This window comes from Neobacillus sp. S1227, from assembly GCF_055385255.1.
The window spans coordinates 3,857,929-3,872,182 of sequence record NZ_AP038276.1; the positions used below are offsets into that span (position 1 = coordinate 3,857,929).

At 38.1% G+C, this 14,254-nt stretch carries 19 protein-coding genes; 7 read left to right on the forward strand and 12 right to left on the reverse strand.

Annotation, left to right across the window (positions count from 1 at the left end):
* Positions 1–126: 126 nt before the first annotated feature.
* The 6 genes from ACZ5AE_RS19230 to ACZ5AE_RS19255 form a co-directional block, all read right to left on the reverse strand.
* Positions 127–696 (reverse strand): TetR/AcrR family transcriptional regulator, encoded by a 570-nt coding sequence (locus ACZ5AE_RS19230; RefSeq protein WP_464566194.1) that lies wholly within the window; start codon positions 694–696, stop codon positions 127–129.
* Between the two features lie 336 nt (positions 697–1,032).
* The gene (locus tag ACZ5AE_RS19235) at positions 1,033–2,646 is read right to left on the reverse strand and encodes a long-chain-fatty-acid--CoA ligase (RefSeq protein ID WP_464566195.1); all 1,614 of its coding nucleotides are present in this window, start codon (positions 2,644–2,646) and stop codon (positions 1,033–1,035) included.
* A gap of 72 nt (positions 2,647–2,718) precedes the next feature.
* Complete coding sequence (locus ACZ5AE_RS19240) at positions 2,719–3,471, reverse strand: SDR family NAD(P)-dependent oxidoreductase (RefSeq protein ID WP_464566196.1); 753 nt, start codon at positions 3,469–3,471, stop codon at positions 2,719–2,721.
* Positions 3,472–3,828: 357 nt separating this feature from the next.
* Complete coding sequence (locus ACZ5AE_RS19245) at positions 3,829–4,023, reverse strand: hypothetical protein (protein ID WP_213120614.1); 195 nt, start codon at positions 4,021–4,023, stop codon at positions 3,829–3,831.
* Positions 4,024–4,222: 199 nt separating this feature from the next.
* Positions 4,223–5,656 (reverse strand): group II intron reverse transcriptase/maturase, encoded by a 1,434-nt coding sequence (gene ltrA / locus ACZ5AE_RS19250; protein ID WP_464566197.1) that lies wholly within the window; start codon positions 5,654–5,656, stop codon positions 4,223–4,225.
* A gap of 672 nt (positions 5,657–6,328) precedes the next feature.
* Positions 6,329–6,865 carry a helix-turn-helix domain-containing protein gene (locus ACZ5AE_RS19255; protein ID WP_464566198.1) on the reverse strand — a complete coding sequence of 179 codons (537 nt, stop codon included), beginning with the start codon at positions 6,863–6,865 and terminating at the stop codon, positions 6,329–6,331.
* Between the two features lie 171 nt (positions 6,866–7,036).
* Here ACZ5AE_RS19255 and ACZ5AE_RS19260 point away from each other — a divergent pair, with 171 nt between their 5' ends.
* A complete protein-coding gene (locus tag ACZ5AE_RS19260; protein ID WP_464566200.1) occupies positions 7,037–7,918 on the forward strand; it encodes a VanW family protein in 882 nt (293 codons plus the stop codon).
* Positions 7,919–7,956: 38 nt separating this feature from the next.
* Here the strand turns inward: ACZ5AE_RS19260 and ACZ5AE_RS19265 are convergent, their stop codons facing one another.
* Together ACZ5AE_RS19265 and ACZ5AE_RS19270 are read right to left on the reverse strand one after the other, a co-directional pair.
* A complete protein-coding gene (locus ACZ5AE_RS19265) occupies positions 7,957–8,322 on the reverse strand; it encodes a hypothetical protein (protein WP_464566201.1) in 366 nt (121 codons plus the stop codon).
* 105 nt (positions 8,323–8,427) lie between these two features.
* Entirely contained in the window at positions 8,428–9,000 is a 573-nt protein-coding gene (locus tag ACZ5AE_RS19270) for a YkoP family protein (protein ID WP_464573670.1), read from the reverse strand.
* Between the two features lie 117 nt (positions 9,001–9,117).
* Between ACZ5AE_RS19270 and ACZ5AE_RS19275 the strand changes: the two genes are divergently transcribed.
* The 3 genes from ACZ5AE_RS19275 (at position 9,118) to ACZ5AE_RS19285 (ending at position 10,615) form a co-directional block, all read left to right on the forward strand.
* Positions 9,118–9,828, forward strand: coding sequence for a class I SAM-dependent methyltransferase (locus ACZ5AE_RS19275; RefSeq protein ID WP_464566202.1), 711 nt, complete (start codon positions 9,118–9,120; stop codon positions 9,826–9,828).
* Between the two features lie 148 nt (positions 9,829–9,976).
* On the forward strand, positions 9,977–10,225 hold the full coding sequence (locus ACZ5AE_RS19280) for a hypothetical protein (protein ID WP_464566203.1): 249 nt from the start codon (positions 9,977–9,979) through the stop codon (positions 10,223–10,225).
* Positions 10,226–10,363: 138 nt separating this feature from the next.
* Positions 10,364–10,615: a sigma-G-dependent sporulation-specific acid-soluble spore protein CsgA gene (locus ACZ5AE_RS19285; protein ID WP_464566204.1), complete on the forward strand. Its 252-nt coding sequence runs from the start codon at positions 10,364–10,366 to the stop codon at positions 10,613–10,615.
* Between the two features lie 90 nt (positions 10,616–10,705).
* On the opposite strand, the gene ACZ5AE_RS19290 is transcribed toward ACZ5AE_RS19285, so the two are convergent.
* Both ACZ5AE_RS19290 and ACZ5AE_RS19295 read right to left on the reverse strand, forming a co-directional pair.
* The gene (locus ACZ5AE_RS19290; protein WP_464566205.1) at positions 10,706–10,957 is read right to left on the reverse strand and encodes a hypothetical protein; all 252 of its coding nucleotides are present in this window, start codon (positions 10,955–10,957) and stop codon (positions 10,706–10,708) included.
* Positions 10,958–11,064: 107 nt separating this feature from the next.
* A complete protein-coding gene (locus tag ACZ5AE_RS19295) occupies positions 11,065–11,991 on the reverse strand; it encodes a YitT family protein (RefSeq protein WP_464573671.1) in 927 nt (308 codons plus the stop codon).
* 154 nt (positions 11,992–12,145) lie between these two features.
* Here ACZ5AE_RS19295 and ACZ5AE_RS19300 point away from each other — a divergent pair, with 154 nt between their 5' ends.
* A complete protein-coding gene (locus ACZ5AE_RS19300) occupies positions 12,146–12,292 on the forward strand; it encodes a hypothetical protein (RefSeq protein ID WP_464566206.1) in 147 nt (48 codons plus the stop codon).
* 266 nt (positions 12,293–12,558) lie between these two features.
* Here the strand turns inward: ACZ5AE_RS19300 and ACZ5AE_RS19305 are convergent, their stop codons facing one another.
* Positions 12,559–13,161 carry a hypothetical protein gene (locus ACZ5AE_RS19305; protein ID WP_464566207.1) on the reverse strand — a complete coding sequence of 201 codons (603 nt, stop codon included), beginning with the start codon at positions 13,159–13,161 and terminating at the stop codon, positions 12,559–12,561.
* Positions 13,162–13,271: 110 nt separating this feature from the next.
* Positions 13,272–13,610, reverse strand: a complete 339-nt coding sequence (locus ACZ5AE_RS19310) for a YmaF family protein (protein ID WP_464566208.1) — start codon at positions 13,608–13,610, stop codon at positions 13,272–13,274.
* 169 nt (positions 13,611–13,779) lie between these two features.
* Here ACZ5AE_RS19310 and ACZ5AE_RS19315 point away from each other — a divergent pair, with 169 nt between their 5' ends.
* Entirely contained in the window at positions 13,780–13,983 is a 204-nt protein-coding gene (locus ACZ5AE_RS19315; protein ID WP_464566209.1) for a DUF1657 domain-containing protein, read from the forward strand.
* 57 nt (positions 13,984–14,040) lie between these two features.
* Positions 14,041–14,247, forward strand: coding sequence for a DUF1657 domain-containing protein (locus tag ACZ5AE_RS19320; protein ID WP_464566210.1), 207 nt, complete (start codon positions 14,041–14,043; stop codon positions 14,245–14,247).
* Positions 14,248–14,254 lie beyond the last annotated feature (7 nt).

Here is a 14,254-nt window from a genome sequence, read left to right on the forward strand (position 1 = left end):
ATGAAATGCTCCATTCTTTTGATTTATACCTATTAATTCTGGAGTTTTTCACCAATACTAACCGGTTGGTATGTTCTTGGTTTAAAAAGAGGGATATAATCGGCACTAATATCCCTCTTTTTATTTCTATCCGCGCAATTGAATTCCCTTTAAAATCATATCGACAAATATCTCGCTTACCTCTTCATCCGTATAAGCACCCTTTGGGTTAAACCATTGATAACTCCAGTTGGCGATACCAAGAATCGCAAAAGAAACAATTGATGCATTTAAATCAGGCCGAAATTCGCCATTTTTCATACCGGCTTGAATCAGCTCCTCGGTATTTAAGCGAAATTGATCCCGTTTCGGAACAATTAATGCAGCATGTTCCGGACTTAAATTTTTCAATTCTCTAAAAAAGATTTTTGCAGCACTGCCGCGAATCTTAATATCAGAAATTAGCATTAAGATAATGTCAAATAATTTTTGCTTACAGTTTTTTGACTCATCCCCTAAGATTTGCTCTTGGCGGCTCAATATTTCGCTAATATATCCAAGGTGGATATCCATAAGCAGTTCTTCTTTACTAGAAAAGTAATAGTAAAAGGTCCCTTTTGTCACCCCTAGTGTATCGACTATGTCTTGAATGGACGTCTCACTAAATCCTTTTTCTTCAAATAAGCGGATGCTTTGTTCCGTTATTTTTTCCTTCACCTTTATATCCTCACAATCATGTAAATATCTATTCGAGATTATACCATAAACTTAATCTCTGCTATAATATTGATTGCGTGAACTTTTAAAAAATTAGGCTCTTTTCGTAAAGTTTGTTGTTTTTGGGAATAATACTGTCCGTTCCTTTCCGCTACAGGCGCTTGCTTTCCGCGGGGAGGAAGTCGAGCCTCCTCGACGTTCCGTCTGCGGGGTCTCGACCTTTCCTCTATTTCCCGCAGGAGTCAAGCACCTTTCGCTCCAATCCACTCTGTGTTTTCAATAGAGTTAAAAGCAACAATCTCTGAGAAAAGAGCCAAAAATTATTATTATTGATCCTTACTGTTTTAAAACTTCTTCTCTCAGGCTGCGGCGGAGGATTTTCCCGACTCCGGTTTTTGGTAGTTGATCACGGAATTCCACATTGCGCGGCACCTTATAGGCTGCCAGATTTTCTCTGCAATATTGAATAATCTCATCCTCCGTTGCCGTTTTTCCAGCTTTTAAGACGATATACGCCTTTACTGTTTCTCCTCTATATGGGTCTGGCACCCCGATGACCACAGTCTCCTGGACTGAAGGATGCTCATACAGAACCTCTTCGATATCGCGAGGATAAATATTAAATCCACCTGCGATGATCATGTCTTTTTTCCGGTCAACAATATATAGGTAGCCATCTTCATCCACTTTGGCAATATCACCTGTATACAACCAGCCATCCTTTAAAGTATTGGCCGTTTCCTCCGGCATATTCCAGTACCCTTTCATAACCTGCGGACCTTTAATAATTACTTCTCCTAGCTCGCCAGTCGGCACTTCTTCCGTTCCTGTTGATAGGTCGACAATTTTATATTCTGTTGAAGGTACTCCAATACCAACACTGCCCGTTTTTCTCGCAGCAAATGGAGGGTTGCAGTGTGTTGTCGGTGATGCTTCCGATAATCCATAACCTTCCAAAATTTGCGCACCAGTTTTTTCTTCAAACTCACGAAGCAATTCAACCGGCATCGGCGCGCTTCCGCTATTACATGTCCGAATACAATTTATTTCGTACTCTTCTGCCTTCGGATGGTTAATCAGAGCAACGTACATAGTTGGAACCCCTGGGAAGGTCGTTGGCTGTTCTGTTTTGATCGTATTCAACACCTCTTCAAGGTCAAAACGCGGAAGCATAATGGACTCTGCACCTGTATAGATAGAAAGGTTCATACATGAAGTCATCCCATATACATGAAATAGAGGGATTACCGTTAAGCACTTCTCTTTGCCAAATTCCATTTCATGTTTGAAAAATTCCTGACATTGAAGGACGTTAGCCAAAATATTTCGGTGTGTCAGCATGGCACCTTTGGAGCGGCCAGTTGTTCCACCTGTATATTGAAGAACAGCAACATCGTGTTCGGGTTCAAATTCCACCGGAACTACATTTCCATTGCCCTCCTTAAGGAAGCTTTCAAAGCTGCGGTCCGGAGCAAAATCCTGTCCTGAAGGCTGCAGGCTGACAACAATAATATTTTTTAATGGAGTTTGCGCCTGCACGCTCTTCACCCTTGGATAGAAAGCGTCAAGAACAACCATCGTTTCCGCACCGGAATCGTTTAGAATATGAATGAGTTCTCTTTCAACAGACATAGGGTTAACCTGTGTGATAATGCCGCCGGCGTTTAGGATACCATAATAGGCAACCACATATTGCGGACAGTTTGGGAGCATGATAGCAACCCGGTCCCCTTTTTGGACTTGGTTTTGCTGGATGGCAGACGTAAATGCAAACGCTAGAGAAGATAGCTCTTTATAACTTATTTTTCTTCCATAAAATGATAGAGCATTATTTTCTGGAAACTTTTCTGTAGTTTCTTTTAAAATCTGTCCTAGCGGTATATTTGGAATTTCTATCGTCTTTGCAATAGATTCAGGATAATTTGCTAGCCATGCTTTTTGATAACTCATTGATATACCTCCGAATGATAATAATAAATACGGTTCTCTTTCTTATCTAGCTGCAGCAATCCTCATTTCCGATTAGAACGTCAGACCTCCGCCATCAACTGAAAGTGTTGCACCTGTTATGAAAGAGGCTTCATCTGATGCCAAAAATAATACGGCATTTGCTACCTCTTCAGGACTGCCAATTCGGCCAAGGGCATTTGCCTTTGAGATGATCGGCCATTTCCATTCGCTTTGTCTCCAGTTTTCAATGATTTTCGTATCAATGACACCAGGTGCAATCGCATTTACACGGATATTCTTTTTTCCATATTCAAGTGCAGCGTTTTTAGTCAAAATCACCACTCCGCCTTTAGATGCATTATAGGCTGACATGTACTTTTGCCCCTTTAATCCCAATAGGCTTGCCGTGTTAACAATTGCCCCTCCGCCTGCTTTTATTAGCTCAGGAACAGCGTACTTAATGCCAAGGAAAACCCCTTTTAAATTAATATCAACGACTTTGTCCCATTCATCTTCTGATAAATCCGTGCTCCTTACCTCGGAATTGCCAATTCCAGCGTTGTTGAACATGATATTTAAAGAGCCGAAGGTATTCGTTGTTGTACTGATTAATTCTTTTATTTGGTTGGAGTCTGCAACATCTGTTTTTACGAAGATCGCATTTCCTCCTGCGTTTTTTATGATGCTAACCGTTTCCTCACCACCAAGGGAATCAACGTCCGCTACTGCTACCGCTGCCCCCTCCTGTGCAAATCGGATTGCCGCTGCGCGCCCTATCCCGCTTCCTCCGCCGGTTACAATGGCTGTTTTACCTGAAAATCTCATAAACTATCAAACCTCACTTTTCTCAAATTTAGATACAGTTAGCTTGAACACGCTTACATTATCATCTTAGATGCCCGCATAAAAATTGTTCGCGATCCTTATACTAACCGGTTGGTATGTAATAACTATAATTATACTATTCGCAAAGTAATAATTCAAATTCTTTCTAAATATTCTAATAAATATTTACAATTTTCGCACTGAAAATAAAGAAAACTCGCCGATTGGCGAGCCCCTAAGGGCGAAGACAGAGGCGTAGTTGCACTTATGCGTTAAGAAAGTATAAAGCTTTCTACAGAAAGTTTATACTTTCTTATTAGCTGGAAAGGGGCTATCCCATTTGACAGCCCCTCCTCGCTAAAATCTTTTTTGCATCTTTTTCTGTTTGTTCATCACTTCATACGATTTTTCAATTATATCTGTCAGAACATCCCCCTTATAAATTCTTCCAAGCTTTAATCCTTGCTGGTAATACTCGACAATCTCATCAAGTTTCGCAGCGGTGTCCTTCGAAATTCTTACATTCAATTGAATTCTGTCATTTTGCTCCAAAACAGACACTCCCGTTTCTGATGTTAGCAGTTTGCTAGCATTCTCCTATTCTTTTGTTATCTATTGCTAATATAGCATATTTCTACAATTTTTTCATTTTTTCTAAAATAAAGTAGGGAAACCTCTCTCGAGGCTTCCCCCTTATCAAACCGTACGTGCCCTATTAAGGCATACGGCTTACCAAATGTTACAATGTTCATCAAGAGGATGCGTTCCAGGCATTTTGCATCTTTTGAAGTCGGTGAGGTGTATAATATTCCTCGGCTTTTTGTTTTGCTCGATTAATTCTCTTATGTAACCTCTTCTTTGATGTTTTAACCAAGTCGCTTAAATATTGTTCTTCGGTATATCCATAAGCTTTATTTAGATATAGCCAATAGGAAGGGATAAGCTTTATTTTAAAGAAGAATGCATTGTTCCAAAGACTGTTCATTTTCTGTCCTTTTCTTTGGTTTGGGTGTTTATGGATAAATGCTACTCGCAATCTTTTCCTTATATATCCGTCAATATCTTGAAGAATTCGTCGAATCATTCTAGTTCTACAATGACTTTTCTGTCCAAGCTCCTCATTAGCTTTGATAGCCTTAACGATGGTCAAATAATAATTAACCTTACCACGAATAATAGGGTTTACCCGTTTTATCCATTCCTCTTTACTAAAAGTTAAGAACTTCCTTGTCTTTTCTTTAATTTTTATCCGAAAATCTTTAATAGATTCTTTCTTGGGTGTGACCTGAAAGTGTAGTTTGTTATCCTTCTTTCTTGGTTTCCAATGATGAAAAGTAAACCCAAGAAAGTCGAAATCATCCTTCTGGAAGTCAACTACTCGTGTTTTCTCCTTAGAAATCTCTAATCCTAATTCAGATAACCTTTCTTTCGTTAGGGAGGCTGCTTTCTGAATATCTTCTTTTGATTTCGCAGAGAGCAGGAAGTCATCTGCATATCGGACAAAACGAAATCCATTCAAGTCCCATTCCCAGTCCATTTCATTAAGATACACATTTGCAAGTAAAGGAGAAATTACTCCGCCCTGCGGTGTTCCATAGTCAGAATGAATGAGTTTCCCCTCTTCCATAAAGCCAGCTTTGAGCCATTGTTCAATTAATCCTAAGACCGTACGGTCTGATACGTATTTCTTTAAAATTGTAATTAGTTTCTTATGTGGGATGTTATCAAAGAAACCTTTAATATCACAATCGTAGATGTAATTGTATCCTTGCTCTATATTCCATAAGATTATTTGTAAAGCTCTTTCTACTCCGCGGTTAGGTCTATATCCCACTGACCAGTTGTGAAACAATTTGTCTTCAAATTTCGGTTGAAGAATATTGACTACGCTTTGTTGGACAATACGATCTTCTATTGTAGGGATACCCAATGGGCGTTTCTTTCCATTTTTCTTCGGTATGTATACCCTTTTAACTGGATGGGCTTGATAGGTTTTAGTCCTTAGCTTATTAAGAAGTTCCGTGATATTCTCTTCTAATTTGGCTTCGTAACTTTCAATTGTTTCTCCATCTATTCCTCCAGCACCCTTATTTGCTTTAACTTGTTCAAAACTCTGGGTTAATTTCCTGTCGAATAGAAGTTGCCCATATACACTGTGTAATTTAAATTTCCACTCTTGATTCATTGCGTATTCCACGCCTTTCCTTGATGTACATTCAAACGGTTTTACCGCAGTAACTTGATTGTTAACATTACACCTAGTTCATAGCTTGGATCCATAGGTCGTTCCCCTTCCGTTCATTCGGTGTTATGGTCACCGAGTTACTTCCGTACTATGAGAACGTCTGACTTCTCCACCCGTTCTTCGTCATTTCGGTTTACCCTTATAGACTAGAACCCTGCCTGTTTGGAAAGGCGGAGACCTCACGGGGTCGTCACATTTCCCTTCTAGACATACCCTGCACCATCACGTTATAAGTCACAATTTCTCGCTCTGACTTCCAAAGAAAATTGTCTCTTTATTGGGCTTCCTCACTTTTCGGAGAGTCGCCAACTTATCCCGCCGCCGTGCTTCACACTTATTGCATTAGGGTCTACCTATTCGCCTACGGGTCTCTCGACATTCCGCATCTCCTTCAGACAACACCTCACGGTGTTGCCCTAGATTAGGCTTCCCGAACTAGGTCAGTCTCTTCGGGGATGGGCTTGCACCATCTGGGATTCAATTTCATTATCCTCGTTCAGTCGTTTCATCGAAATGACGTCTCTGTCAGATAAAGAAAAGAAGAGCACTGGCTATGCCAGCACTCTATGCGACTGCCCGTCGCACAAAAAGAGACTAGTGACCTAGTCCCCATTACTCGGTTTTCTCCCCAGGCAGGAAAATATTCGATATAATCCTGCTTCTTCTTCCTTTTTCAGGTTTATTTTGTGATATGTTCGCGTATACAGCGGTAAGTTGCTTGATAAATTCCCTGAATTCTTCATCATTTAGATAAAATGTCCCTTGCCGAAAGCTAACTCCATCAGCAATTAAATCAATGTTTTCCTGGTTTAAATAGCGCTCAAATTCACCCATCAAATTGGCCAAAAATTTGATAAAGATGCCCATTTGTTCGTCCTTAGACATGTTATTCATTTCATCTGGACTAACTGCCATTCCTGTTTGATGAATGGAATAAACCTTCTCCACCGTACCGCGGATTGGCACTTCTGCAACAACTCGAATCACTTCGGCATCCGCCAATTTTTTGATATTACGGTATAGAGATGCTTGCGGAATGTCATGAAGCACTTCTTTTAATTGCTGGGCAGTCAGTTCTTGGTTTATTAATTGTTGAATGATTCTCATTCTGACCGGGTGTAATATAACATCAACTTTGGAATTCTTCATAAATAATTACTCCTAAATTTTATTACCATTATCAATAATGATAATATTATATTTAATTATTTTTGTAAACCCTTATTCCTCATTTTTCAACTATCACTGTAAAGAATTCCTTTTTAGCTGTACATGAAAGATAAAATTTCAACTCATATTATAATGAGGAGGTTTTGAAATATGGTATTATCGTGGGTCCTCGGCTTTTGGCTGGCTGTTCAACCGGTCACTCAGCATGATTACTTGACAATTACAAAGGACGGCAGCACCATAACAAAGATTAGCCGAGTAGACTTTTTCTCACCCTATACAGATTTACCAATCATTAATACTAAAAAATATGACCAATTTTTAGACCAACTGAATAAAAAAGTTTCCGACCAGCCCGAAAATGCAAGCTTTGACCAAAATGGAAATATCCTACCCGAAAAGGTAGGGTTTCAAATCCATCGACAAGCCTTTACGGAGCGGTTTTATTCTTATTTTTATAACAATACCCTTAACAGCATGGAAATTCCGATGTTCACTGTTTATCCCAAGGTAGACAGTGAACTTTTAAATGAGATCAGTACAGTAAGAATTGGCCGTTATGTGACTTCATTTAATTCGTCAAATAAAAACCGAACCACAAATATTAAATTAGCTGCCCAAGCTATTAATAATTATGTTGTCTTTCCAGGTGAAACGTTTTCGTTTAACAAGGTGGTCGGAAAACGAACAAAAGCAAGGGGCTACTTAACAGCAAAGGTAATTGTAAGAGGAGAATATGCAGAAGATATTGGTGGCGGAATTTGCCAAGTTTCCTCAACCCTTTTTAATGCCGTCGATAACGCTGGACTTGAGATTGTTGAGCGATTTTCCCACAGTCGTAAAGTTCCATATATTCCTCCAGGCAGAGATGCTACGGTCAGTTGGTATGGACCTGATTTTGTTTTTAAAAATAAATACAGCCAGCCTGTTTTAATCCAAGCTAGAACACTTGGCGGTTTGCTGATTATTAAGGTTTTCACTTCCGAAACAAGCAATTACATACCAAGAAAGATTCCAAATCCACGCTATTAAAAAGAGGCTGAAATTAAGTCAGCCTCTTCGTTTGCATACTAGTGCCGTTCATTATTTAAGGCACTCTTCATTAACTCTTCAGAGAACTCAGCTAAAGCAGCATTATCCATCTTATCGAGGTTCATTTTTGGCGCCAAATTTTTCACTGCATTATTCATACCTTCGAGGTTCATTTTTGGCGCAATGTTTTTTGCTGCATTATTCATTCCAGCCAAATTCATATTCGGTGCAATGCTTTTCACAGCATCTTTAAATGGAAGGCCGTAATCGTTTTGTTTTCCTTTAGTTATCCGATAAACGAATGCACCTATACCAAGCCCTAAAAGAGATGCCCACATGGCTCCATTACTCCTTCTTTTTGGCCTAAACATATTTAAAAACGGCATTTTGCTTAGATTTCTCATGCTATGCACCCCTTAACGCTAAATGTGAAGAATGTCTGACACCCTTCATTTGCTTAATTTGTGCAGTTTTATTAGGAGTATGAGAAGGAATCCATAGGTAATTTGTTATTTCTCGGAAGAATCCTGCCCATATCTCGAATAAAGAGTTTCTTTGGACAAAAATAAATATGTTAGCTGATACTTTTGAAAATTTCTTAAAGAGGTATTGGAGAGTAAATAAATAGGCACCTGTCCAAACTTTTTAAATAAACGGTAAATGCGGCTTTTCGGTCTAAAACATTCAAATCCTAGAGTTTTAACACCTCGATTGAGAGATGTAATGCCAATTATTCCTTTTATTTTTTTCTCATCGGGATGTTCCTTGAGATAACTTGCTAGTGCCGGCATGGAATGTAAAACGAGCCTATACGTAAGCTTTGCTCTTTTTAAATCGTTTTTTATCTTGCCTATCTCAGTCAGTATTCGGACATTATGTAAATGAATTTTTAACAGTAAATCATTTTTATCAATTTTTGTTCCGTCAGAAAGAATATATTTTTTTCCCTTATATTTTGTTAACCTAACCCTGAATACAGAAGGTTTATTATTCACATCCCCTGCATAATGTAATCGGGAGAAAAGATAAAATAGCGGATCAAATAATTTCCATATCCATAATAGCGTGCTGCGTATCCCCATATCCTTCACTCCATTCATACCCTTGCCCATGTTAATATTTTATAAAGATACCGTGAAAAGAGAACCTATTCTAGCCCTTTTTCATAAGATGCAAAAAAGAAATAGGGTGGTGTGTCTATGGGGGGACTAACATACATTGATTTCCTTGCCAAATTTGGCATTGGTGGTGCCCATCCCGGAGGATTTGGCTTAACAAAAAATATGCTTTTGCAAGAAAAAATTACACAGAATTCTTATATTTTAGATGCAGGCTGCGGAACTGGACAGACATCTGCCTATTTATATGAGCAATACAAGGCAAACGTGTTTGGATTGGAACTTAATCCTATTATGATTGAAAAAGCCCAGAACCGTTTCCAAAACAGACAGCTTCCAATTCAATTAGTTCAGGGCTCTATTGAGCAAATTCCATTTAAAGACGAAACATTCGATTTTGTCCTTTCGGAGTCTGTTTTAGCCTTTGTTAAAAAACCAAAGGCCTTAAAGGAACTCTATAGAGTATTAAAAAAAGGCGGACGTTTTCTAGCTAATGAGATGACGATAAATAAAAAGCTTACTGCCCAGGAAGAAACAGAAATTAAAGAGTTCTACGCTGTCGATTCCCTGCTCCTAGAGGAGGATTGGAGAAAGCTTTTAAAGGAAACCGGTTTTCACGATACTAAGCTAAGTATGCATCCCCTTGATTTCGTTAATGGTAATACTGGACAGGAATTTAATTTCTCCGCAAATTTTGAGCCCGAACTATTTGGTATTCTTAATCAGCATGGAAACATTCTTGTTAAGTACCACGATATCTTGAGCCACCGAATTATTACTTGTACGAAGTAAAAAAAATAGCCCCCAAAATTCAAAATTGAATAAGGGGCTCTTTTCTTTTTTCTTAAAAATGGGACGAGAATTGGTTGTTTGGCCCTTACAGAAATAGGACTTCCCTCATACTTTATAAGCAAGTACCGGAGATTGGAGGAATTTTAGAGTGCAATTGAATTATGAACAAGCACGTCGGTTGGAAGGTCAAATGATTCGCTTTAAAAATAAAGAAGGCGAATGGTCAATCGGAAAAGTTAGCAAGGTAAGGAAAGATGGACTTGAGATTGAGGAATTAGCCGCGTCTTCAGGCTCAGGTGAAGGCTATGGCTTCCCTTTTTTTGGAGGTCCGTTTTTTAGACCACCTATCTTCTTCCCATTTGTTGGATTCGGCTTTGGTTTTCCATTATTCTTTTAATGCAAGTACGAAATGTACTTGCCTTTTTTCTGTAGACAATAGAACCCATCTTTTATAAAAATATTCCCTGACCTCCATTACAGTGAATATTATTGGCCTTTCGATGAAAAATAAAGGCGTGCAAGGATGGATGAAATCATGGATAAAACCTTGGGATATCTTCGTGAAATTTTATCTAATTATACTGATAACCATACAAATGGCAAGCAAGTATACCAAAAACTCGTAAAAGGGCATTACCATTCTGAAGGGGATTTTGTACGTGATTTGAACAGTGATGAAATGGACTTTTTAAATAAAATCCTGCCTGATGAAATTAAATATGCCCGTGAGGAACAAGATGAGAAAAGAGCTTACCAGCTGAACGAAGTTTATGAACTATTACTATAAGCAAGTATTCTGCCATCCAGGCTGTCGAGAAACTATCGATAGCCATTTATTTTATTCACTTTCTTTGATGATTCAGAGTGTTAATTAGTGTTAATTTTTTTTAAAAAAAATATTAATAAAAGGCTTTTCAACAGGCCCTTTAGCAGGGATATCAATAAAAATTTGTTGATCAAAATGAAAAATTGCCGAGAATTTTACCTTTTCTCGACAAACTGGATGGCAGATCACTCTGCCATCTTTTTTGGAAATACTGCTTTTTTTGCACCCTTTATTTCCTAGGTAAGCGCATAGTGCGACAAAACGCGCAGTTACTCTAGATTCATTTTCATCATAAATCGACAACTAATTTCAAAATTTATAATTTTTTTACATTGTTTTCTTGGTATTAAGACCTTAAACGACAAATTACCTTTTTCGGCAATAAATTAGAATTTCCATCATTTTTCTTATTAATGGATATCTCTTTTTTTGAATCTGCCGCCCCTTACCTCAGCAATATCTGCAACAGCTAAAAAGGCATTATCATCATAATCGGTAACAATTTCCTTCAATTTCGCTTCCTCAAGACGATTGATGACGCAAAAAATCACTTTTTTGTCATCTCCGGAAAAAGCCCCTTCTCCATTTAGATATGTGACACCACGTCCAAGTCGATGCATAATGGCATCGCCTATTTGTCTGGCATTGTCACTGATAATCCAAACTGATTTCGATTCATCAAGGCCGGTAATCGTAATATCAATCGTTTTGTAGGCAACAAAATAGGCTATTAAAGAATACATTGCGCGATCCCATGTGAAAACAAAGCCTGCACTACCTAGAATAAAGAGGTTAAAGAACATAATAATCTCTCCGACCGAAAACGGGAGTTTATTATTAAAAAGAATAGCTAATATTTCTGTCCCGTCTAAAGATCCCCCATAACGTATAACTATACCGACCCCTATTCCGAGGACAACTCCGCCAAATATGGTCGCAAGAAGGATATCTTGTGTAAAAGCCGGAACCGGATGCAATAATGTTGTAGCGATGGAGAGAATGATAATTCCATATAGTGTAGAGAGCGCAAAGGTTTTTCCGATTTGTTTGTAGCCAATAAAGAAAAAAGGGATATTTAGAATAAAAAGGAATATTCCCAAATTCCATCCTGTTAGATATGATAGCATAATGGAAATTCCGGTTATGCCGCCATCAATAACATTATTTGGAACGAGAAAGATTTCTAGTCCGACCCCCATAAGGGTGGCACCAAGGGTGATTAATAAAATGCGTTGGAGAATTTTCTTTTTTGTCAATTTTCGGTGGTGGATTTTTTCTAGTTCTGCTGCAAGTGTTTCCGACTGCTCATTTAGATTAAGATCTTGAATTCCTGTCATTATCCTGCCCCTTTCATTTTTAATTCCTATAAATAGAATACCGAATAATTGCGCCCATGTATAATACTTTGCATCTTTATTCACAAATAAATAAAAAAGAAACTGCTTCAGTTTAAAGCAGTTTCTTTTTATTAACAACTTAGGAGACCCAACCATGAAATCAGCCAATTACTCTTTCAATTTTCATTTCCAATCAGCTTTTTTAAATCTAATTAGAAACTATGAAAAATCAGCCGATTTTGTGTTTGTTCCGTTGAAGGAATTAATTCACATGTTTAATGGAATTCAAATTCCTTTTTAAACAAACATCATTTTCGTTTTTGGACCGATGACTCTTTATTCCGTTATTGCATGAATATTTTCACCCTACTACTTCGTTCACAAGCGGAACGAACACGTATGGTTGAGTCTCCTAAGTTGTTAGGTTTGTAATTTTCTTTACACTTTTATTATAGCACTGAAAGGTGATCATAAACGCATTACTTGTGGCACTTCTATGAACATTTGGGGAAACCATCCAAAAAAGGTCTGCCCCCCTAACAAGAGTGAACCAGACCTTTAAGTTTTCTAATCAACAATCGGATCCTTAAAATTATCCGTAACGGTGATGTTATATTTATTAATTTTCTCTTCAATTCTTCTTATGTTTTCCCTAAATTTAACATCATAAGGAATTTTAATCACGCTGCCATCTTTTTTTTCGAATTGATATTGGTAATATTGAGTCGTCCCTTGGTGGTTTCTATATACAATCTTTACTTTTGCAATATCCTCCCACCTATACTCTTTTTCCTTTAAACTCGTTAAAGAATTATTATGTATTCCTTTTTCATCTATGTAGTAATACGTTGTTAAACTCAAGATAAATGAAGGAAGGGAAATAATAATAAGTAAAACTGTAGTCCATTTAAATTTCGGCCCTTCCCACCGTTGCCTAAAAATGAGGTAAACAGTTAATACCAATGCTGTGTAAAGCATTCCTGCCATAAAGGTGATATAAGCAGAAAAAGGTGTTACAAAAAGCCATTGGGAACGCGAATAATATACAAGGCTCTGATAGGACGCTACAACAACAAATGGGACAAACAAACTGCTTATGTACAAAATAATTGTATAAGCTGCCAATTTAACTGAGGTTTCATCTGTTGAAGTATTTTTTTTCAATAACACATTTAATCCCCCTTTACCAATTTTACCCCAATTTTACAAATAATCACAACATTTAAATATGCAAAAACAAGAAAAAGAGCGGCCCTTTTATGAAGGACCCCCCTTTTAGATTATTTTGTTCCTGGTGCAGGGTGGTCAACACCTTTGACACGATGGCTATGCCCATCATCTTCACTCGTATGGAAATCGTAATAATGAACATGCATACCGTTTCCAACCGGTATCGCTGGACCTGAGTAGGCACGGTAATGATGGGTATGCCCATCTTCAAATAAAACATATCCCTCCGTATAATGAATATGTCCCCCGTCCTGAGTTGGAATCGGCGGCGAGGTTACATCTAAGCATTGGTGTACATGCCCTACACTCATCCCAGTATAATCAACAGAACCATGGTTATGATGTGGGACAAACCCTGCTGCAAAATCATCCTTTCCTATTTTCGACAATCCCTCCACCCCCAAAAATTGTCCTTTTTTCATTCCATCTATATGCACGAAAATTAAAATTTATAAATGACTATTCCTAGATTTTCTACATATTGGCTATACATAAGTCAAATTATCCTACGCAAACTATTAGAGTAAGAATTATTTTTTCAGAAAGAAGGGAAATGGAATGACTGTAGGTACACAAGTAAAGCAGACTTTGGCAGGATTAAAGTCAGCTCAGGCTAGTTTTGAAACCTTTGCTTTACAGACCCAAAACAAAAGCGCCAAGCAAATTTATCAGCAGGCAGCCCAGCAAACGCAGACCATCATTGACAGTGTTGAACCGCGCCTTCAGGAAATTGTGACCGAAGAACCGCAATACAATCAGTAAAAGAAAGGTTGGCGATTTCGCCAACCCATTTTGTGTTTAAACTAGGAGGAGCAATATATGACAATTGCATCAAATGTTAAACAATGTCTAGCCTCCCTAAAAGGGATTGAATCGCAGCTAGCATCCTTGGCATTAAATTCTTTGGACCAAAGCGCGAAAGATGCATTTCATGAATCAATGTTAACGATAGGAAAAATAAAAAAAGATCTTCAATATCGTGTTTTAGAACTTGAAAGACTAGAACCGCAATATAGGGGCTCATGATTTGGGG

Bases quoted from the DNA above. Each gene is read 5' to 3' on its own strand.
- ACZ5AE_RS19255 (WP_464566198.1), bottom strand. From the start codon at position 6,865: ATGAAGAATTCCAAAGTTGATGTTATATTACACCCGGTCAGAATGAGA.
- ACZ5AE_RS19320 (WP_464566210.1), top strand. From the start codon at position 14,041: ATGACAATTGCATCAAATGTTAAACAATGTCTAGCCTCCCTAAAAGGG.
- ACZ5AE_RS19240 (WP_464566196.1), bottom strand. From the start codon at position 3,471: ATGAGATTTTCAGGTAAAACAGCCATTGTAACCGGCGGAGGAAGCGGG.
- ACZ5AE_RS19285 (WP_464566204.1), top strand. From the start codon at position 10,364: ATGGATAAAACCTTGGGATATCTTCGTGAAATTTTATCTAATTATACT.
- ltrA (WP_464566197.1), bottom strand. From the start codon at position 5,656: ATGAATCAAGAGTGGAAATTTAAATTACACAGTGTATATGGGCAACTT.
- ACZ5AE_RS19300 (WP_464566206.1), top strand. From the start codon at position 12,146: ATGAAATCAGCCAATTACTCTTTCAATTTTCATTTCCAATCAGCTTTT.
- ACZ5AE_RS19315 (WP_464566209.1), top strand. From the start codon at position 13,780: ATGACTGTAGGTACACAAGTAAAGCAGACTTTGGCAGGATTAAAGTCA.
- ACZ5AE_RS19295 (WP_464573671.1), bottom strand. From the start codon at position 11,991: ATGACAGGAATTCAAGATCTTAATCTAAATGAGCAGTCGGAAACACTT.
- ACZ5AE_RS19235 (WP_464566195.1), bottom strand. From the start codon at position 2,646: ATGAGTTATCAAAAAGCATGGCTAGCAAATTATCCTGAATCTATTGCA.
- ACZ5AE_RS19265 (WP_464566201.1), bottom strand. From the start codon at position 8,322: ATGAGAAATCTAAGCAAAATGCCGTTTTTAAATATGTTTAGGCCAAAA.
- ACZ5AE_RS19275 (WP_464566202.1), top strand. From the start codon at position 9,118: ATGGGGGGACTAACATACATTGATTTCCTTGCCAAATTTGGCATTGGT.
- ACZ5AE_RS19260 (WP_464566200.1), top strand. From the start codon at position 7,037: ATGGTATTATCGTGGGTCCTCGGCTTTTGGCTGGCTGTTCAACCGGTC.
- ACZ5AE_RS19270 (WP_464573670.1), bottom strand. From the start codon at position 9,000: ATGGGGATACGCAGCACGCTATTATGGATATGGAAATTATTTGATCCG.